This window comes from Burkholderia sp. Bp9099, from assembly GCF_003857805.1.
Lineage (GTDB): Bacteria > Pseudomonadota > Gammaproteobacteria > Burkholderiales > Burkholderiaceae > Burkholderia.
The window spans coordinates 238,272-257,789 of sequence record NZ_QTPU01000001.1; the positions used below are offsets into that span (position 1 = coordinate 238,272).

A 19,518-nucleotide genomic window follows, 5' to 3' on the forward strand; every position below is an offset into this window, starting at 1 on the left:
GACAATAGCAAGCTAATTTGTCATTGACAAATAATCGGCGCGGGAAGATGATCCGCTCATTCCCCTCAACACATGGCTCGCAGCCACGGAACGCAACATGGCCAAAGCATTCGCCTCCCAAGCCGATCTGGAAGAGAAGAAAGTCACCTGGACGCAGCTGTCCGAGAACGCGTACGCCTATACCGCCGAAGGCGACCCGAACTCGGGCGTGATCATCGGCGACGACAGCGTGCTGATCGTCGACACGACCGCGACGCCCGCGATGGCGCAGGACCTGATCGCGAAGATCCGCAGCGTGACCGACAAGCCGATCAAGCACGTCGTGCTGTCGCATTACCACGCGGTGCGCGTGCTCGGCGCGTCCGCGTATTTCGACGAAGGCGCGCAGCACGTGATCGCGAGCCGCGGCACCTACGAAATGATCGTCGAGCGCGGCGAGGCCGACATGAAGTCGGAGATCGAGCGGTTCCCGCGGCTGTTCGCGGGCGTCGAGACGGTGCCGGGCCTGACCTGGCCGACGCTCGTGTTCGAGCGCGAGATCACGCTGTTCCTCGGCAAGCTCGAGGTGAAGATCATGCACGTCGGCTCGGGCCACACGAAGGGCGACACGATCGTCTGGCTGCCGTCGCAGAAGGTGCTGTTCTCGGGCGACCTGGTCGAGTACGACGCGGCCTGCTATTGCGGCGACGCGCAGCTCCAACAGTGGCCGGCCACGCTCGAGGCGCTGCGCGCGCTCGGCGCGGAAAAGCTCGTGCCGGGCCGCGGCCCCGCGCTGCTGAATCCGGCCGAAGTGAACAAGGGCCTCGACTACACGAAGGACTTCGTGACGACGCTGCTCGCGCAGGGCCGCAAGGCCGTCGAGCGCAAGCTCGACCTGAAGGCGTCGATGGCGCTCACGCGCGAAGCGATGGATCCGAAGTTCGGCCACGTGTTCATCTACGAGCACTGTCTGCCGTTCGACGTGTCGCGCGCGTACGACGAGGCGAGCGGCATCACGCATCCGCGCATCTGGACCGCGCAGCGCGACAAGGAAATGTGGGACGCGCTGCAGGACTGAGCGGGTCACCGCGGCGGGGCGTCCGGGCGGGCGCCGCGCCGCGTTCCTGACGGCGCCTGAGCGGCGGCCGCATCGCGCGGCGGTTCAGGGAGCCGACTTCCGTTCTCACAAGAAAGCCGGGCGCATGTACGCCCGCGGAGACTGCCGCGCGCCCGAATCGCGCGGCCCGTTTGGAGAGAGACATGCCCCAATCGCTTCCCGCCGAAGCGACGATCGCGCACGCGAGTGCCGCGGCGTCGGCTTCCGCCTGTGAATCCGCGCCGGCGTCCGCTGCCGGCGACGCGCTGCTGTTCCGCAAGATCGCGTGGCGGATCGTGCCGTTCCTGTTCCTCTGCTACGTCGTGTCGTTCCTCGACCGCATCAACATCGGCTTCGCGCAGTTGCAGATGAAGCACGACCTCGGCTTCAGCGATGCGATGTACGGCCTCGGCGCCGCGGTGTTCTACGTCGGCTACGTGTTCTGCGAGGTGCCGAGCAACCTGCTGCTCGCGCGCTTCGGCGCGCGCCGCACGTTCACGCGGATCATGCTGCTGTGGGGCATCGCGTCGACCGCGATGATGTTCGTGTCGCAGCCGTCGCATTTCTACGTGCTGCGCTTCCTGCTCGGCGTGTTCGAGGCCGGCTTCTTTCCCGGCATCGTGCTGTACCTGACCTACTGGTTCCCGGCGAACCGCCGCGCGGCGGCGATCTCGGTGTTCTTCGCGGGTGTCGCGGTGGCGGGGGTGCTCGGCGGCCTGATGTCGGGCTGGATCATGCGCGACATGAGCGGCGTGCTCGGGCTGCACGGCTGGCAATGGATGTTCGCGATCGAAGGCGCGCCGGCGATCGTGCTCGCATGCTTCGCGTTCACGTACCTGGTCGACCGGCCGCAGGACGCAGCGTGGCTCACGTCCGACGAAAAGGCGCGCGTCGCCGCGCTGTGCAGCGATGGCCGTGCGCATGGCGCGCACAGTGCGCACGACAAACGCAGCCTGGTCGCCGCGCTCGCGAACCCGCGCGTCTACCTGTTCGCGTTCATCTATTTCTCGCTGACCTGCGCATCGCTGACGCTCAACTTCTGGATGCCGCTGATGATCCGCGATTTCGGCGTGACCGACGTCGTGTCGGTGAGCCTCTACACGGTCGTGCCGAACGCGGTCGGCGCGGTCGGGCTGATCCTGATCGCCCGCCATTCCGACCGCACCGGCGAGCGCCGCAAGCACTTCGCGTGCTGCACGATCGGCGGCGGCCTGGCACTCGCGGCGCTGACGCTGCACCTGCACAGCTTCGCGGCGATGCTCGCGTGCCTGTCGATCGCGGCGACGCTGATCTTCGCCGCGCTGCCGATCTTCTGGGCCGTGCCGACCCGCTATCTGTCGGGCAACGCGGCCGCGGCCGGGATCGCGCTGATCAGCAGCATCGGGATCACGAGCGGCATCGTCAGCCCGTGGGTGATCGGGCTGATCCGCACGCGCACCGGCAGCATGGATCTCGCCGTGTACCTGCTGGCCGCGCTGCTCGCGCTGAGCGGCGCCGCGCTGATGCTCGGCGTGAAGGGCGAACCCGCACGCCGCGCCTGAATCGCGGCCGGGCGCTGCCGGCGGGCGGCGGCGACCGGCGCTGCATTTCCTGTCCGCACCGTATCCGCATCCATCGAGGAGACGATCGATGTCAGCCCCCCTTCAAGCGGACGCCGCGCAGGCGGTTGCGTCCGGTTCCCGTGCGCCGGCGTCGGACCACGACGCGCTGTACCGCCGTATCGGCGCGCGGATCGTGCCGTTCCTGTTCATCTGCTACATCGTGTCGATCCTCGACCGCAGCAACATCGGCTTCGCGCAGCTGCAGATGCGGCAGGATCTCGGCCTGACCGATGCGATGTACAGCCTCGGCGCGGTGCTGTTCTTCGTCGGCTACGTGCTGTTCGAGGTGCCGAGCAACGCGCTGCTGCGCCGCTTCGGCGCGCGCCGCACGTTCGCGCGGATCATGGTCCTGTGGGGCGCGGTGTCGGTCGCGATGATCACCGTCGACAGCGCGAAGCACTTCTACGTGCTGCGCTTCCTGCTCGGGCTGTTCGAGGCCGGCTTCTTCCCGGGCGTCGTGTTCTACCTGACCTACTGGTATCCGGCGCGCCGGCGCGCGTCGGTGCTGTCGATCTTCTATGCGGGCGTCGCGGTGGCCGGGATGGTCGGCGGGCTGCTGTCGGGCTGGCTGATGCGCGCGATGTCGGGCGTGCTCGGGCTGCACGGCTGGCAGTGGATGTTCGCGATCGAGGGCGCGCCCGCGATCCTGCTCGGCGTGATCGCGTGGTTCTGGCTGTGCGACCGCCCCGAACAGGCGCGCTGGCTGTCCGACGACGACCGCCAGCGGCTCGCGGCCGACCTGGCCGCCGACCGGGCGGAGGCGCCCGCGCATGCGGCGTCGTCGCTGCGGCAGGTGCTCGCCGCGCCGCGCACCTGGCTGTTCGCATTCATCTATTTTTCGCTGACGACGGCGCTGTTGATGTTGCTGTTCTGGATGCCGCTGATGATTCGCGAATTCGGCATTCACGACGTCGTGCACATCAGCCTGCTGTCGATCGTGCCGAACGCGATCGGCGCGGCCGGCCTGATCGCGATCGCGCGGCGCTCCGACCGCAAGCGCGAGCGTCGCCGGCACTTCGCCGCGTGCGCATTCGGCGGCGCGGTGGCGCTCGCGTTGCTGACGCTGCACTTGCCGAGCATCGTCGCGATGATGGCGCTGCTGTCGATCGCGGCGATGCTAATCTTCGCCGCGCACCCGGTGTTCTGGGCCGTGCCGTCCGCGTATTTCTCGGGCGCCGGCGCGGCGGGCGGGATCGCGCTGATCAGCAGCATCGGCGTATCGAGCGGGATGATCACGCCGTGGATCGTCGGGGTGATCCGCACCCGTACCGGCAGCATGGATGCGGCGATGCTGATGATCGCGGGATTGCTGGCCGCGTGCGCGGTCGCGATGCTGCTCGGTGTGCGGGCGACCTCGCGCGACGCGGCGCCCGTGGCGCGTTGATCGCGTGATGCGTCGACGCGGCGCGCGTACGACGGGGTGGGCGGCCAGGACGGGCGCGAGCCCGTTGTCGGCGGGAACGCGCGCTACTCCCGATACACCTCGATCCGGTTGCGGCCGCGCTCCTTCGCGACATACAGCGCCTTGTCGGCCCGCGACAGCGCCTGGTACGCGCCGAAGTCGGACGTCCGCATCGCGTCGATGCCGATGCTGACGGTCAGCACGAGCGGCTGATCCTCGTGCACGAGCCGCGAATCGGCCACGCGCTGCTGCACGCGCAGTGCGAGCGCGCACGCCGCGTCGATCCCGGTGTGCGGCAGCACGATCGCGAATTCCTCGCCGCCGATGCGCCCGACGATGCCGTCCGTCCCGATCTCCGCGAGCAGCAGCCGCGCGAAATGCCGGAGCGCGCGATCGCCGAGCGGATGGCCCCAGCGGTCGTTCAGCGCCTTGAAGTGATCGAGGTCGAGCATCAGCACCGCGGCGTCCTGGCCGGTCGCGCGCACGCCGCGCAACGCGGCTTCGCTATGCCGCATGAACGCGTGGCGGTTGGACAGCTGGGTCAGGTGATCGGTCGTCGCCATCCGGTGCAGTTCGGTCTCGATGTGCTTGCGCTCGGTCGCATCCGTGATGAAGCCGTGCCAGACCGTGCCGCCGTCCGGCGTGCGTTGCGGGCGCGCGTCGCCTTCGCGCCAGCGCATTCCCTGGTCCGGCAGCAGCACGCGGTATTCGAGCCGCCACGGCGCCAGGCGCTCCGCCGACACCCGCAGCGACTGACGGTAGGCAACCAGGTCGGCAGGATGAATCCGGGTTTCGACCGTATCCGCGTCGCGGGCGATCTGCTCGGGCGTCAGTTCGTAGATGTCGCGTGCGCCCGCGCTCGCGTACGAAAAGAACCGGCGGCCGTCGGCGGTCTGCCGCAGCTGGAACACGAGGCCCGGCACCTGGTCGGTCAGGCTCGTCACGAGCGTGACGGAGTCGCTCAACCGGCCGGCGAGTTCGCGCAGCGCGGTGATGTCCGTGGTCGTGCCGACCATGCGCAGCGCGCGCCCGTGGCTGTCGCGGGCGATGACCTTGCCGCGGCTGCAGATCCATTTGTACGTGCCGTTCTTGCAGCGAATGCGGTGTTCGACCGCATAGCTGTCGGTCCGGCTTTCGAAGTGCGCGAGCATCGCGGCTTTCACGCCGGCGACGTCGTCCGGGTGCAGCCGTTCGTATGCATCCTCGATCCGGCTCGTCAGTTCATCGGGCGCATATCCGAGCAGCGCCTTCCAGGCTGCCGAGTAATGGATCTCGCCGGTTTCGACGTTGCGATCCCACACGCCGGTGCCGCTTTCGTTCAGCGCCAGCGTGGTCAGCGCGCTGTGTTCCTCGACGACGCCGAGCCGTTCGCGCAGCGCGGCTTGCGCGTTCGCGCGGCCGATCGCGCGTTCCGCCAGTGTCGCCAGGTCGTGCAGGAAAGCGCGCTGCGCGGCGTCGAGCGTCAGGCCGGTGCTGCCGGCGACGCATAGCGCGCCCAGCGCGCTGCCGTCGGGCGCGAGCAGCTCGCAGGCCGCGACGACGTGCGGCGCGTCATTCGGGAGGTCGCCCGCGGCGGGCGTGATGAAGCGTCGGCCGGCCGCCGGAGCGGGCTCGGCACGCGACGGGAAACGCATGGCAGGAAGCGTGGCGGGCAGCGTGCCGTCGGACGCCGCCACGCGCTGCGCGCCGCCTTCGGCGGACGCGATGAACGCACCGGCCGTGCCGAAATGCGCGCGCGCGAGACGGCACACGGTGTCGAGTTCGGGCAACGGCGCAAGCGCCGGTCGATCGTCGGCGGGAGCGCGACAGGAGCCGGGCGTGTCGCCGGTCCCGGTGGTGAACATACGGAACCGCATGGTCGAAATCCGCGACGGTCGATTGCGCCGATGATCGGACGAATGCCGGAGGGCGCTGCTTCGGAGGCTGAGATCGTAGAGCTTATCGTCGCGTGGAATGCGTGGCAAGCAAGGGCGAAACCGGGTGGGTGGGCGGCGAGTTCGGGGCGTGGAGAAGCGTTGCAGAGAAGCGTTGCAGAGAAGCAGCGCAGAGAAGGGCCGCTTCAGGCCCTGAATGAATGCGCGGGCAAACCGGCAAGCGCCGGCTTCGCAGTCCGATCGTGCGGAAGCCGGCGCCTTTCGGCAGATCAATGCGTGCGCAGGATTGCGCTGCGCGACGTCACGCGACGGGAATCGGGTTGTCGACGACGAAGCGGTTGAACTCGTCGACGAACGCGTGCTCGTTCGGCCCGGCATTGTCGCGCAACGGCTTCGCCGCTTCGACGACGACTTCGGTGGTGGCGGTCTCGAGCAGCGCCAGCGTCTCGGCGACGAACGCATCGACCGGCATCGCGCGCGGATCGCCGCTCTTGTGCACGAGATCGGTGTCGACCCACGGCGGCGCGATTTCCAGCACGCGCACGCTCGTGTCGCGCAGCATGAAACGCTGCGACAGCGTGTACGAATGGATCGCGGCCTTCGTCGCCGAATACAGCGCGGCCGACGCGAGCGGCACGTACGCGAGCACCGAGCTGTTGTTGATGATCGTCGCGTCCGGCTGCCGCTTCAGGTGTTCGACGAACGCCGCGCTGACGCGCACGGGGCCAAGCAGGTTCGTCTCGACGAGGCGCACGGCCTGTTCGTCGTCGAGCGGCCCGGCCGCATCGTCGAACGGCATGATGCCCGCGTTATTGATCACGACGTTCAGCGCCGGGTAGCGGTCGATCAACCGCGCCGCGACCGCGCGGATCTGCGCGGCATCGCCGACGTCGAGCTCGATCGTGTCGATGTTCGGATACTGCCGCGCGATCTCGTCGAGCAGCTTCGTGCGCCGGCCGGCGACGACGACCTTGTTGCCCAGCTCGTCGAGCGCGATCGCCAGCGCACGGCCGATCCCGGACGTGCCGCCGGTGATGAGGATGGTGTTGCCGTCGAGTTTCATGACGATGCGCCTCAGCGGGCGGCCGCATAGCGCGGCGCCGGCGAATCGGTCGACAGGTGCGGCGCCATCGTGCGGCGCGCGGCCTCGAACGCATCCCATTCGTCGGCCGCGTGCAGCGACGGAATCGTCACGAGCTCGCGGCGATCGAAGCCGACCAGCGCCGCGTCGACCAGGTCGGACGCCGACATCACGATCTCCTTAGGCAGATGTTCGAGCGGCAGGCCGGCGGTCTCCCAGAAGTCGGTGGCCGTCGCGCCGGGCAGCACGGCCTGCACCTGCACGCCGTGGTCCGCGAGTTCGTGATGCAGCGACTGGCTGAACGCGAGCACGAATGCCTTGCTGCCGCCGTAGACGCCATTGAGCGTTTCCGGCGACAGCGCGACGATCGACGAAATGTTGATCACGGCACCGCGGCCGCGCGCGACGAAGCCGGGCACGGCTGCATAGGTCAGGCGCGTGAGCGCGGTCACGTTCAGGTCGAGCAGCCGCGTCATCGCGTCGACGTCGCTGTCGAGCAGCGGCGTGTGCGTGCCGACGCCCGCGTTGTTGACGAGCAGCGTGATGCTCGCGTCCTGCTTCAGCTTCGCTTCGACGGCGGCGAGCGCCGCGCGGTCGTTGAGGTCGGCGCCGACGATCTCGACGCTGCGCTGCGTGTCGTTCGTGATGCGCTCGGCGAGCGCGGCCAGCCGGTCGCGGTTGCGCGCGACGAGGATCAGGTCGTAGCCGCGGCGCGCGAGGCGGTCCGCATAGATCGCGCCGATGCCGGACGATGCGCCGGTGATGACGGCGGTACCGCGATGTGCTTCAGTCATGATGTCGCTCCGTGTCGAGGAAAGGGTGAGTGCGTGAAGGCATTCTGGCCTCGAATCGCCGCGACACAAATGACGTAGATGGGTATGATTCAGGACATCGGGTGCCGATCGTGCCGCCCGCCACCGGAGACACGCATGCACCGCATCGGCTTTCTGATCAGCGACGGCTTCCAGATCATGGCGCTCGCCACGCAGTCGGTGTTCGAGTACGCGAACCTGGCCGCGGGCGAACCGTTCTACGTGATGGACAACTATTCCGTCGAGGGTGGCGACGTGCGCTCGTCGCTCGGGTTGTCGGTCGCGACGCGCGCGCTCAGCGGCCGGGTCGACGTCGATACGTGGATCGTCGCGGGCGTCAACGATCCGCTCGCATCGCCGGCGCCGGCCGGCGTCGTCGCGTTCCTGCGGCGCGCGAACGCGCGCGCGCGGCGGGTCGCCGGCATCTGCACGGGCGCGTTCGTGCTCGCCGAGGCCGGGCTGCTCGCGCAGCGCCGCGCGACGACGCACTGGGCGTACGGCCGCGAGATGCAGAAGCACTTTCCGGACATTCGTGTCGAGGAGGACCGGATCTACATCGTCGACGGCCCGATCTGGACGTCGGCCGGGATGACGGCCGGCCTCGACCTGACGCTCGCGATGGTGGAGAAGGATCTCGGCGCGGACGCCGCGCGCTCGGTCGCGCGCAAGCTCGTGATGCACCAGCGCCGCTCGGGCGGGCAGTCGCAGCATTCCGAAATGCTGGAGCTCGCGCCGAAATCGGACCGGATCCAGAACGCGCTGAACTATGCGCGGCAGAACCTCGGCCGCGCGCTGACCGTCGAGGAGCTGGCTGACGCCGTCCACCTGAGTCCGCGCCAGTTCAGCCGCGTGTTCACGCTGGAAACCGGGCAGTCGCCGGCGAAGGCGATCGAGCGGTTGCGTCTCGAGGCCGCGCGGCTGATGATCGAGCAGAGCCGGCACTCGCTCGACGTGATCGCGAAGGAGAACGGTTTTCGCGACCGGCGCCACCTGCGCGACGCGTTCGTGCGCGGTTTCGGCGTGCCGCCGCAGGCGGTGCGACGCGACGCGCGGGTGGACGAGCGCGAATCGGCCTGACGTTCGCGGGCGCGAGCCGCCAGCGCGGGTCGGGAAAATCGCGCAGAATCTCCCGCATTCCTCGCGAGGAGACACCATGCACGCCGCCCCGTTCAACATTGCGATTCCCGATCGCGCGCTCGATGACCTGCGTCGGCGCCTGCGCGACATGCGCGCACCGCTGCTGACGCCCGCCGACCCGTGGCAGCAGGGTGTGGATGGCGCGTGGCTGCGCGAACTGGTTGCGTACTGGGCCGAGCGCTTCGACTGGCGTGCGGCGGAGCGCGCGCTAAACAGGCTGCCGCAGTTCGTCGCGGACGCAGGCGGGCAACGCGTGCATTTCATCCATCGGCGCGGGGCGGGGCCGAAGCCGTATCCGCTCGTCATCACGCACGGCTGGCCGGGCTCCGTATTCGAGTTCGACGCGCTGATCGATCGCCTGTGCGATCCGGCCGCGTTCGGCGGCGATCCGCACGACGCGTTCGACGTCGTCGCGCCGTCGCTTCCGGGCTTCGCGTTCTCGCCCGCGCCCGCGGCGCCCGGCATGTCGGCATTTCAGGTCGCCGACAGTTGGGCGGCGTTGATGTCCGGGCTCGGATATCGCCGCTTCGGCGCGCAAGGCGGCGATCTCGGCGCAGGCGTGTCGATTGCGCTCGGCGCGCGACATCCCGGCGTGGTGGACGGCATTCATCTGAACTACCTGCCCGGCAGCTACGAGCCTCCGGCCGACGCGGCTTCGCCGCTCACCGAGGACGAACGGGCCTTCGTGACGCAGCGCGGAGAGTGGGCCGCGCTGGAGGGCGGATACGCGCATGTGCACATGACGAAGCCGCAGACGCTGGCCGTCGCGCTCAACGACTCGCCGGCCGGGCTGGCCGCGTGGATCGCCGAGAAATTCCGCGCGTGGAGCGATTGCGGCGGCGACGTCGCGCGGCGGTTTTCGCACGACACGCTGCTGACCGGCATCTCGCTCTACTGGTTTACGGGCAGCATCGGCTCGGCAATGCAGATGTATTGGGAAAACCGGCTGCAGCCGATGCGCTTCGCGGCCGGGGAACGCGTGGCGGTGCCCGTCGCGTTCGCGCGCTTTCCGAAGGAGATCAGCCGCCCGCCGCGCAGCTGGCTCGAACGGGTGTTCGACGTCGTGCAGTGGGCCGACATGCCGAGCGGCGGGCATTTTGCCGCGATGGAAGAACCGGACCTGCTGGCCGGCGATATTCGCCGATTTTTCCGGCGTTTTCGGTAAGGCGCCGGGAGGCGGCGTCGCTGGCGAAGTGCGCCGGCGGCCATCCGCGCGCAGGCGCGTGCCGGCACCGTGCGTATCGTGACGCGACGATTTCGCCTGTCTTATCGCATGACTTATCGCGTAACAAACGGCGCCGCATCGTGCGGCGCGGTACGCGCATGCTTGCGCTGGCGCAGCAGCGCGACGCGGCAATTCTCGCGTGCGGTCTCGCGGCCGTCGTCGTCGAGCAGCACCAGGTCGCCGCGCATCACGTTGAGCGTGATCACGTCGTCGCCGGGCGCGCCGAGCGTTTCCGGCGTGTGCACCGACCCGGCCGGTTCGAGCACCGTCGAGCCGGCCTGCGCGACCCATTCGTACTCGCGGTAGCGCCACGCACCCTGCAGCGTATGGACGAACACCTCGCCGTCGTGGCGATGGCGCGGCAGCGTGCCGCCGGCCGGCATCTTCAGCAGCGCGGTCAGCGTGTCTTCCGCCGCATTGATATGCAGATACTTGATCGCGAGCCCCGGCAGGTCGGCGCTCATCGGCAGCCACGGCAGCGCGTCGCCGGGCAGGCACGAAATCGGCGGCAGGTCGGTGGAGAGCGGGGCGGACGGCTGCGTCATGGCGGAGGGAGAGCGGAAACGGGGAAGTGCGCATTATCGCAGAGCGCGAGCGGGCGGCAGCCACGGCCGCGACCCGACGCCAGCGCGGGCGAAGCCTGAACCGGGCTACGCGGCGGCGCTGTCGTCGCCCGGTCGCGGCGCCGCATGCGCGGCTTCCAGGCAAGACTGGAACAGCAGCGCCGCCCGCGACGGCCGCGGCGAGCGCCGCAGCAGGCTCACGAACCGGCACCGGTAGTTGAAGCGGTGCGGCGCGATCGGCTGCATCAGCCCCTTGTTTTCGAAGCTCTCCGCGTAATGGTCGGGCAGGAAGCCGAGATAGCGGCCGGACAGGATCAGCGTCGCGATCGATTCCTGGTCCGACGCCGTCGCGCTGCGCGTGAGCTTCGCGCGATGGCTCAGTTCCATGTTCGGCGAATGGAAGCCGAGCCCGGCGAACGCATGATTGCGGATCGTCGTCCACGTGAGCTTGCCGTGCGGCGCGTCGAACAGCGGGTGCTGGCGGCCGCAGTACAGCAGCATCCGCTCGTCGAACAGTTCCGAATACACGAGGCTGCCCGAGCTGCGGTGCGCGGGGATGATGCCGACCTGATAGCTGCCGTCGATGATCCCGCGCTCGACCTCGTTGATCGACGCGACGTGCAGGTTCAGCGCGACGTCGGGCGCCTCGTCCGCGAACTGGCGGATCGCGTCGCCGAGCCGCGCCTGCGGGTTGGTGGCGGTCTTGTCGAATACGGCGACGTGCAGTTCTCCGCCCATCTTGTCGTGAATGCCGTCTATCCTGCTGCGAAATGCCTCCATCGACGCGAGCAGGCGCAGGGTTTCCTCATAGACGGTCTGACCCTCGGCGGTCAGCGTGAAGCCCGCGCGGCCGCGTCGGCACAGCACGAGGCCGAGGCGTGTTTCCAGATCCTTCACGTGCCGGCTGATCGTCGAGATGCCGATATTCAGCTCGAGTTCGGCCGCCGCCATCCCGCCGCACTGCACGACGCCCTTGAAGACCCGCAGCAGCCGCAGATCCATGTCGCTGAGCTGCCCGAGCAGCGCGCGGCTCTTCGGTTTCTTTGCTTGCATAGATGAGCAAGTGAACATTGATATTGCGATATTGAAGAGACTAATTGTCGTCCCGACAATGCGCAACATCAACACAAGAAGGAGGGGCGCGCCGCGCCGACCGACATGACCGATACGACCATCGCCAAGCAGCAGGAAGAGACGAACCTCCGCACCGACGCCGCGTGGCTCGACGCCCACTGGATGCCGTTCACGGCGAACCGCCAGTTCAAGTCCGATCCGCGCATGATCGTGTCGGCGAAGGACGCGTATTACACGGATGGCGAAGGCCGCAAGATCTTCGACGGCCTGTCGGGCCTGTGGTGCACGGGCCTCGGTCACGGCCGCACGGAAATCACGGAAGCCGTGAGCCGCCAGGTCGCGCAGCTCGACTACGCGCCGGCGTTCCAGTTCGGTCATCCGAAGTCGTTCGAGCTCGCGAACAAGATCAAGGACCTGACGCCGGCCGGCCTCGACTACGTGTTCTTCACCGGCTCGGGCTCGGAAGCGGCCGACACGTCGCTGAAAATGGCCCGCGCGTACTGGCGCGCCAAGGGCAAGGGCACGAAGACGCGCCTGATCGGCCGCGAGAAGGGCTATCACGGCGTGAACTTCGGCGGCATCTCGGTCGGCGGGATCGGCGCGAACCGCAAGCTGTTCGGCCAGGGCATCGACGCCGATTTCCTGCCGCACACGCAGCTCGCGGAAAACCGGTTCTCGCGCGGGATGCCGGAAAACGGCGCCGACCTGGCCGACCGCCTGCTCGACCTGATCACGCTGCACGACGCGTCGAACATCGCGGCCGTGATCGTCGAGCCGTTCTCCGGCTCGGCGGGCGTGGTGATCCCGCCGAAGGGCTATCTGAAGCGCCTGCGCGACATCTGTACCGCGCACGACATCCTGCTGATCTTCGACGAAGTCATCACGGGCTTCGGCCGTGCCGGCGCGATGACGGGCGCCGACGCGTTCGGCGTGGTGCCGGACATCATGAACTTCGCGAAACAGGTGACGAACGGCGTGCAGCCGCTCGGCGGCGTGATCGCGACGAAGGAAATCTACGACACGTTCATGGCCGCGGGCGGCCCCGAGTACATGCTCGAGTTCCCGCACGGCTACACGTATTCGGCGCACCCGGTCGCGTGCGCGGCCGGCGTCGCGGCGCTCGACCTGCTCGTGAAGGAAGACGCGGTGGCCCGCGTGCGCGATCTCGCGCCGCATTTCGAGGCGGCCGTGCACGGGCTGAAGGGCCAGCGCCATATCACCGACATCCGCAACTACGGGCTGGCGGCCGGCCTGACGATCGCGGCGCTGCCGGGCGAGCCGGCACGGCGCCCGTACGAGATCGCGATGCGCTGCTGGGCGAAGGGCTTCTACGTGCGTTACGGCGGCGACACGATCCAGCTCGCGCCGCCGTTCATCGCCGAGAAGCGCGAGATCGACAACCTCGTGAACGCGCTGTCCGACGCGCTGAACGAAGTGGACTGAGCCGCGGCCCGTTTTCCGCGACAACCGAATTCACGAAAGAGCCTGAACGATGAAACACGACAGCAATGTGACCTCCACCCTCGGCCACCTGATCGACGGCAAGCGCGTCGACGGCGGCAGCCGCGTCCAGCCGGTGTTCGACCCGGCCACCGGCGAATCGCACAAGAGCGTCGCGCTCGCCGACAAGCTGACCGTCGAAGCCGCGATCGCGTCCGCGCAGGCCGCGTTCCCGGCATGGCGCAATACGCCGCCGCTGAAGCGCGCGCGCGTGATGAGCCGCTTCAAGACGCTGCTCGAGGAGCATGCGGACGAACTGTGCGCGCTGATTACCGCCGAGCACGGCAAGGTGCTCGCCGACGCGATGGGCGAACTGCAGCGCGGGATCGAGAACGTCGAATACGCGTCCTACGTGCCCGAGCTGCTGAAGGGCGAGCACAGCAAGAACGTCGGCCCCGCGATCGATTCGTGGAGCGAATTCCAGGCGCTCGGCGTGGCCGCCGGCATCACGCCGTTCAACTTCCCGGTGATGGTGCCGCTGTGGATGTGGCCGATGGCCGTCGCGTGCGGCAACACGTTCGTGCTGAAGCCGTCCGAGCGCACGCCGTCGTCGACGCTGCGCATGGCCGAGCTCGCGCTCGAGGCCGGCCTGCCGCCGGGCGTGCTGAACGTCGTGAACGGCGACAAGGAAGCCGTCGACACGCTCCTGACCGACCCGCGCGTGAAGGCGGTGAGCTTCGTCGGCTCGACGCCGATCGCCGAATACATCTACTCGACCGGCTGCGCGCACGGCAAGCGCGTGCAGGCGCTCGGCGGCGCGAAGAACTTCGCGGTCGTGATGCCCGACGCCGACATCGGCAACGCGGTGAACGCGCTGATGGGCGCCGCGTACGGCTCGTGCGGCGAGCGCTGCATGGCGATTCCGCTGGTGGTCGCGATCGGCGAGGAAACGGGTGACAAGGTGGTCGAAGGCCTGCGGGCCGAGATCGCGAAGATGAAGGTCGGCCCGGGCAACGGGGCCGGCGTCGACATGGGTCCGCTCGTCACGCAGCAGCATTTCGAGAAGGTGACGGGCTTCGTCGAGGCGGGCGTGGCGGCCGGCGCGACGCTCGTCGTCGACGGCCGCGGCGTGAAGGTCGACGGCCACGACGGCGGCTACTACCTGGGCCCGTGCCTGTTCGACAACGTGAAGCCCGGCATGCCGATCTATCAGCACGAAATCTTCGGGCCGGTGCTCGGCGTGATCCGCGTGAAGTCGCTCGACGAGGCGATGGCGCTGATCGACGCGCACGAATACGGCAACGGCACGTGCCTGTTCACGCGTGACGGCGAAGCGGCGCGCTACTTCAGCGACAACATCCAGATCGGCATGGTCGGCATCAACGTGCCGCTGCCGGTGCCGGTCGCGTACCACTCGTTCGGCGGCTGGAAGCGCTCGCTGTTCGGTGATCTCCACGCGTACGGCCCGGATGCGGTGCGGTTCTATACGAAGCGCAAGACGATCACGCAGCGCTGGCCGTCGGCCGGCGTGCGCGAAGGGACGGTATTCAGCTTCCCGTCGAACCGCTGACGCGCTGACGCGCGATCGGGCCGCAACGCGACGCGCGCCGCTCGGCGTGTGTCGCCACGCGGCCCGCGCAAGGACGCACGAGCCCGCCCCGGTCGACGATCGGGGCGGGCCTTTTTACATGTACGGCGGTCGTGCCGACGCTGAAGACGGGGAAAGAACGCTTACGGCGCGACCACGTGCCACATGTTCTTGAAGTTGTCGCCGTTGCGGTCGCCCTGTTTCATGTCCTTCGCGAAGAAGTACAGCGGCTTGCCCTTGTAGGCCCATTGCGGGCTGCCGTCGTCGCGCTTGACGATCGTATAGGGGCCGACCGGGACGTCGGTCGCGCTGGCCTTGTACGGCGGCCAGAAGGACTCGCATTGGCCCTTGCATGCGCTGGTGCCGGCGTTGGGCTTGTCCTGGTCGAAGGTGTAGACGGTCATTCCGTTCGCGGCGACGAGCGCGCCGTTTTCGACCTTGGTGATCGAGCCTTGAGCCGAGGCCGAAACGGACGCCATGGCGAGCAGGGCGGAGCTGACGAGCAGCACGGCTTTCATGATTACCTCCTTGTAGTCCGGTGGGCGGCGCCCTCGCGCGCACGGCCGGGCGTGCGCGCGAGCGCGGGGAATGGTGCCGGAACGCGGCGCCGTGGCCGCCGGTGCGAGCGACGCGAAGTCGAATGACGGCGGAACGGACCCGCTTCATTCACCATAGGCGGTTTTTCGCGGGGCTGCGAGAAGAACCGGGGGCGCATCGGCGGCGCGTAGGCGTCGCGCAACGTCGCGGCGGTCGTGCGCGCGCAGCGGTATTTGCTATCCGTCCCCGCAGCAGCGCGAAGCGGCACCGCATGTGCTGCCTCGTTGCGTTCGGCAACGGTGCCACGCCGTCAGCGAAACACCGGCGCCGACGCGAGCGCCGTCAGCACGGCCGGCATCGCGAGCGCGGCGGCGATCGTCTGGAACGCGGTGATGCCGGCCATCAGCGGCGCGTCGCCGCCGAGCTGGCGCGCCATGATGTACGACGAGGACGAAGTCGGCAGCGCCTGGAACAGCAGCGCGATGGTCAGCGCGGCATCGCCGAGCCCGAACAGGCGGCCGGCCGCGAGCGTGGCGAGCGGCATCGCCATGAACTTGAACGCCGACGCGATGCACATCGGCTGCATCCATCCGCGCGCCGCGTCGAACTTCAGTGCCGCGCCCACGCACAGCAGGCCGAGCGGCATCGATGCGGCGCCGAGCGCGCGCACGGCCGGTTCGACGGCGGCCGGAAACGCGAGGCCGGCGGCCTGCATCGCGATCCCCAGCGCGCACCCGACGACGAGCGGATTCGACAGGATCTGGCGCACGAGCGCCCACGCGCCGAGCCGCGTGTCGCCGTAGCGCGCGAACACCAGCACGCACATCAGGTTCACGGTCGGCACGATCGCCGCGACGCACACGGCCGCGAGCGCGATGCCGTGCGCGCCGAACAGTCCGGCGGCGAGGGCGGTGCCGACATAGTTGTTGAAGCGCACCGCGCCCTGGAACACCGACGTGAACCCGGCGCCGTCGACCTGCACGAACCGGCGGACCAGCAGAAGCAGCGCCGCGACGAGCACGGTCGAGCCGACCAGCGCCGCCGCGAGCGGCAAGACCGGCAGCGCTTGCAGCCGCGCAGTCGCCAGACCGTGCGCGAACAGCGCGGGCAGCAGCACGTAATAGCAAAGCCGCTCGGCGTGCGGCCAGAACGCATCGGCGATGAAGCCCGTGCGCCGCAGGCCGTGGCCGAGCGCGACCAGCAGCGCGACCGGCGCGAGCGCGAGCACGATCGGGCCGATCATCGACGCGCCTTCAGGCGACGCGGGCCGAACGGCCGGCGGGCGGCGCGGCGGAACGAAGCGGGAATCCATCCGGCGGGCAACATGGCGGCACGCAATCGAAAGAGTGACGATGCCGCCAAGTTAACACGCGCAAGCAGCAGGAATAATGGTGAATTATCGGGTGTTCAATGAGAAATTCTCATCGATGATGCGCTGACTTCGGCGGCCAGCGCACGTGCGAAACGCTCGGCCGGACGCGACTGGTGTTCGAGCAGCACGACCGCGCGGCCCATCTGCGGCTGGCCGAACGGCAAGCGCGTGACGGGCGGCAGCCGCGCGAGCGTCGCGTCGGGGAGCGCGACGATCGCCGCGCCGAGCCCGCGCGCCACCATCCGCGCGATCGTCTCCGCGCTGTCGAGCACCATCTCCTCGCGCACGCGCACACCGATGCGGCGCAGCTCGGCGGCGATCATCCGGCCGGCCCACGCCTGCGCGTCGAAGCGAATGAACGGCAGCGCCTCGAGCAGCGTGCCCGCGTCGCGCTCCGCGTAGTGCGGCGGCGCGAGCAGCCAGAAGCGGTCTTCGTACAGCGTGGTCCACGTCAGTTCCGCCGGATGCGGGCGCACCGGGCGCGTCGTGATCGCCGCGTCGAGTTCGCCGGCCGCGACGCGGTTCGCCAGTTCGGCCGACATGCCGGCCGATACGTGCACGCGCAACGACGGGTGCGCATCGCGCAGCGCGAGCAGCGCATCGGGCAGCGGGCCGGACAGCGCGGTATGGATTGCGCCGATTCGCAGACGGCCGACGAGCTTCTTCTCGTCGCTGAGCGCATCGGGAATCCGGTCGACCATCGCGAGCACCTGCTCGGCCTGCGCGACGAGGATCTTGCCGGCTTCGGTGAGTACCGGCTGGCGGCGCGAACGGTCGAACAGCCGGACGTCGTATTCGCTTTCGAGCGTCTTGACCTGCAGGCTCACGGCGGACTGCGTGAGCCCGATCGCTTCGCCGGCGCGCGCGAAGGTGCGGTATCGGGCGATCGCGACCAGGGTTCTGAATGCGCGTAGTGACATGGGATCGATGAGAGGGGCGGCCGGGACCGGCACGCGGATTGCTCGATGATGCCGGAGGCGGTGCAGGGGCGACGTGCCGATTGCGCTGCCGACGCCGCCGACGGCCGTCGAAGCGGGCGGGTGCGGCCGGCACGCTGCCGGACATCATGCCCGCGCGTGCGGAAACGGGCAACCGCGGCAGCGGCGGCATCGGCTGCCCGCGGCAGAATGCGGCAGAACGCGCGGTGCGTCGCATGCGGACCGGCCGGTGCGGGTTTTCGTGAATGGCATCGAGCCGGGCGGGCGCGCTCATCCGTGAACGCAGGATGGGCCGCGCTCGCGCCTGCCGCCCGCCTGCGTTTCATCGATACCTCGGGGCGACGCGTGCCGTCGCGTCGCCCCGGCTCTTTGCGGAGGTAATGACGATGCCAGAGGACCCCGGTGAGGTTGCGCGCGCCAGCTATCGCGCGTATGTCGACAAGGACCGCGATGCGATCGAAGCGCTGATCGCGCCGGACTTCCATTTCACGAGCCCGCTCGACAACCGGCTCGATCGCGACGCGTATCTCGCGCGCTGCTGGCCGAACAGCGCGATGCTCGCCGGTTTCGAGTTCGTCGACGTCGCCGTGCACGGCGAATACGTGTTCGTCGTGTACGAAGCCGCGACGACCGCCGGCAGGCGGTTCCGGAATGCGGAGCGGTTGCGGGTCCGCGACGGCCGGATCGTCGAGGCCGAGGTGTATTTCGGCTGGTACGTGCCGCATCAGGCGCCCGATGGCGCGTTCATCGAATCGGGCGGTTGACGCGCGACGTGCAGCGGCAGGTCACACCCAGAGCCGGTACATCCAGAACGATTCGTCCTCGGCGAAGCGCCGCACGAACTCGGTTGGCGAGAAGCCCGTGATGCGCCGCGTCGCGCGGCTCAGGTGCGCCTGATCGGCGAACCCTTCGTCCAGCGCGAGCGCGGCCCAGTCGACCGGTTGTCCGGCGTCCTGCCGGTCGCGCGCGGCGAAGAACACGCCTTCGGTGCGCACCAGCATTTGCCAGTCGCGCAACGAGCGCCCGCTGTACGCCTTGATGCGCCGTTCCACCTGGCGCGGGCTGTGGGTGTGCCGCCATTCGCGCGCGATCGACGCGAGCCGCCCGACCCAGCTGCGCCCGGCATCGCGCAGCGACGACAGCGGCGACACGCTGCCGCGCAGCGCATGCCAGCGCGGCGCGAGGTGTCGGTCGAGCGCGGCCAGCGCGTCGTCGTCGTGCTCGGCACCGGCGAGCGCATCGAGCAGCGGCCGCCAGCTGTCGTCGAGGCATGCATGTGCGTCGACGAAGGTGTCGTGGATCGCCGGCAGCGCGACGCCGAACAGCGCGCGCGCAGCATCGGCATGCAGGCAGACGATGCCGCCTTGTCCGCCCGTCGGCGCCCAGCTCGCGACCGGCATCGACTGGCTGCCCGACAGCGTCGCCGATGCGCCGAACGGCCGCCATACGGGGCCGTCGTCCGTGCGCCGGGCGAGCCCGACGTCGAAGCCGCGATACCACGACAGGCAGACGATCGGCGACGCGGGGAAATGCGTGAGCCGCTGCGCGTCGCTCAATGCGAAGCCGCGCGTGTCGCGGCAGACGATCGCGACGACCGCGCCTCGCAGCGCGGCCGGCGGCGGATACAGCCGCGTGGGCGGCGACCGGCCGTCGCACCGCACGCGCGGCGCACGCGCGTGCGGATCGGGACATGGTGACGGATTCGGAGACGGACCGGAGGGCATGACGCCGGAGTATAGGGACCGGCGCCGCACGTGTCGATGTCGTTTGCGTTCAAGACCGGCAGCGTGTCGATCCGG

Annotated in this window: 17 protein-coding genes; 8 read left to right on the forward strand and 9 right to left on the reverse strand. The window is 69.1% G+C overall.

Going from position 1 to position 19,518, the window contains the following annotated elements; genetic code table 11:
- The first annotated feature begins 97 nt into the window (after positions 1-97).
- The 3 genes from DIE17_RS01030 (at position 98) to DIE17_RS01040 (ending at position 4,060) form a co-directional block, all read left to right on the forward strand.
- The gene (locus tag DIE17_RS01030) at positions 98-1,057 is read left to right on the forward strand and encodes an MBL fold metallo-hydrolase (RefSeq protein ID WP_124920550.1); all 960 of its coding nucleotides are present in this window, start codon (positions 98-100) and stop codon (positions 1,055-1,057) included.
- A gap of 182 nt (positions 1,058-1,239) precedes the next feature.
- A complete protein-coding gene (locus DIE17_RS01035; RefSeq protein WP_124920551.1) occupies positions 1,240-2,616 on the forward strand; it encodes an MFS transporter in 1,377 nt (458 codons plus the stop codon).
- 88 nt (positions 2,617-2,704) lie between these two features.
- Complete coding sequence (locus DIE17_RS01040) at positions 2,705-4,060, forward strand: MFS transporter (protein WP_124484901.1); 1,356 nt, start codon at positions 2,705-2,707, stop codon at positions 4,058-4,060.
- 83 nt (positions 4,061-4,143) lie between these two features.
- On the opposite strand, the gene DIE17_RS01045 is transcribed toward DIE17_RS01040, so the two are convergent.
- From DIE17_RS01045 to DIE17_RS01055, 3 genes are all read right to left on the reverse strand, one after another.
- Positions 4,144-5,934 carry a sensor domain-containing diguanylate cyclase gene (locus tag DIE17_RS01045; protein ID WP_124920552.1) on the reverse strand — a complete coding sequence of 597 codons (1,791 nt, stop codon included), beginning with the start codon at positions 5,932-5,934 and terminating at the stop codon, positions 4,144-4,146.
- Between the two features lie 319 nt (positions 5,935-6,253).
- Positions 6,254-7,015 carry an SDR family oxidoreductase gene (locus DIE17_RS01050; protein ID WP_124519625.1) on the reverse strand — a complete coding sequence of 254 codons (762 nt, stop codon included), beginning with the start codon at positions 7,013-7,015 and terminating at the stop codon, positions 6,254-6,256.
- A gap of 11 nt (positions 7,016-7,026) precedes the next feature.
- A complete protein-coding gene (locus tag DIE17_RS01055; protein ID WP_124920553.1) occupies positions 7,027-7,827 on the reverse strand; it encodes an SDR family oxidoreductase in 801 nt (266 codons plus the stop codon).
- A gap of 135 nt (positions 7,828-7,962) precedes the next feature.
- Here DIE17_RS01055 and DIE17_RS01060 point away from each other — a divergent pair, with 135 nt between their 5' ends.
- Together DIE17_RS01060 and DIE17_RS01065 are read left to right on the forward strand one after the other, a co-directional pair.
- A complete protein-coding gene (locus DIE17_RS01060; protein ID WP_124920554.1) occupies positions 7,963-8,922 on the forward strand; it encodes a GlxA family transcriptional regulator in 960 nt (319 codons plus the stop codon).
- Positions 8,923-8,998: 76 nt separating this feature from the next.
- On the forward strand, positions 8,999-10,147 hold the full coding sequence (locus tag DIE17_RS01065; protein ID WP_124920555.1) for an epoxide hydrolase family protein: 1,149 nt from the start codon (positions 8,999-9,001) through the stop codon (positions 10,145-10,147).
- A 113-nt stretch (positions 10,148-10,260) separates the two neighbouring features.
- Here the strand turns inward: DIE17_RS01065 and DIE17_RS01070 are convergent, their stop codons facing one another.
- Both DIE17_RS01070 and DIE17_RS01075 read right to left on the reverse strand, forming a co-directional pair.
- Entirely contained in the window at positions 10,261-10,752 is a 492-nt protein-coding gene (locus DIE17_RS01070) for a 2,4'-dihydroxyacetophenone dioxygenase family protein (protein ID WP_044843036.1), read from the reverse strand.
- 105 nt (positions 10,753-10,857) lie between these two features.
- The gene (locus DIE17_RS01075; protein ID WP_257772540.1) at positions 10,858-11,823 is read right to left on the reverse strand and encodes a LysR family transcriptional regulator; all 966 of its coding nucleotides are present in this window, start codon (positions 11,821-11,823) and stop codon (positions 10,858-10,860) included.
- A gap of 105 nt (positions 11,824-11,928) precedes the next feature.
- Between DIE17_RS01075 and DIE17_RS01080 the strand changes: the two genes are divergently transcribed.
- Positions 11,929-13,287, forward strand: coding sequence for an aspartate aminotransferase family protein (locus DIE17_RS01080; protein ID WP_044843038.1), 1,359 nt, complete (start codon positions 11,929-11,931; stop codon positions 13,285-13,287).
- A 49-nt stretch (positions 13,288-13,336) separates the two neighbouring features.
- The gene (locus DIE17_RS01085) at positions 13,337-14,854 is read left to right on the forward strand and encodes a CoA-acylating methylmalonate-semialdehyde dehydrogenase (RefSeq protein ID WP_124920556.1); all 1,518 of its coding nucleotides are present in this window, start codon (positions 13,337-13,339) and stop codon (positions 14,852-14,854) included.
- Positions 14,855-15,015: 161 nt separating this feature from the next.
- Here DIE17_RS01085 and DIE17_RS01090 read toward each other — a convergent pair whose 3' ends face one another.
- The 3 genes from DIE17_RS01090 to DIE17_RS01100 form a co-directional block, all read right to left on the reverse strand.
- The gene (locus tag DIE17_RS01090) at positions 15,016-15,390 is read right to left on the reverse strand and encodes a hypothetical protein (RefSeq protein WP_044843040.1); all 375 of its coding nucleotides are present in this window, start codon (positions 15,388-15,390) and stop codon (positions 15,016-15,018) included.
- A 329-nt stretch (positions 15,391-15,719) separates the two neighbouring features.
- A complete protein-coding gene (locus DIE17_RS01095) occupies positions 15,720-16,652 on the reverse strand; it encodes an AEC family transporter (protein ID WP_044843150.1) in 933 nt (310 codons plus the stop codon).
- 164 nt (positions 16,653-16,816) lie between these two features.
- Positions 16,817-17,701 carry a LysR substrate-binding domain-containing protein gene (locus DIE17_RS01100; protein WP_124484892.1) on the reverse strand — a complete coding sequence of 295 codons (885 nt, stop codon included), beginning with the start codon at positions 17,699-17,701 and terminating at the stop codon, positions 16,817-16,819.
- Between the two features lie 404 nt (positions 17,702-18,105).
- On the opposite strand from DIE17_RS01100, the gene DIE17_RS01105 reads away from it, so the two are divergent.
- Positions 18,106-18,483, forward strand: coding sequence for a nuclear transport factor 2 family protein (locus tag DIE17_RS01105; protein WP_124665874.1), 378 nt, complete (start codon positions 18,106-18,108; stop codon positions 18,481-18,483).
- 21 nt (positions 18,484-18,504) lie between these two features.
- Here the strand turns inward: DIE17_RS01105 and DIE17_RS01110 are convergent, their stop codons facing one another.
- The gene (locus DIE17_RS01110) at positions 18,505-19,443 is read right to left on the reverse strand and encodes an AraC family transcriptional regulator (RefSeq protein ID WP_124920557.1); all 939 of its coding nucleotides are present in this window, start codon (positions 19,441-19,443) and stop codon (positions 18,505-18,507) included.
- Positions 19,444-19,518 lie beyond the last annotated feature (75 nt).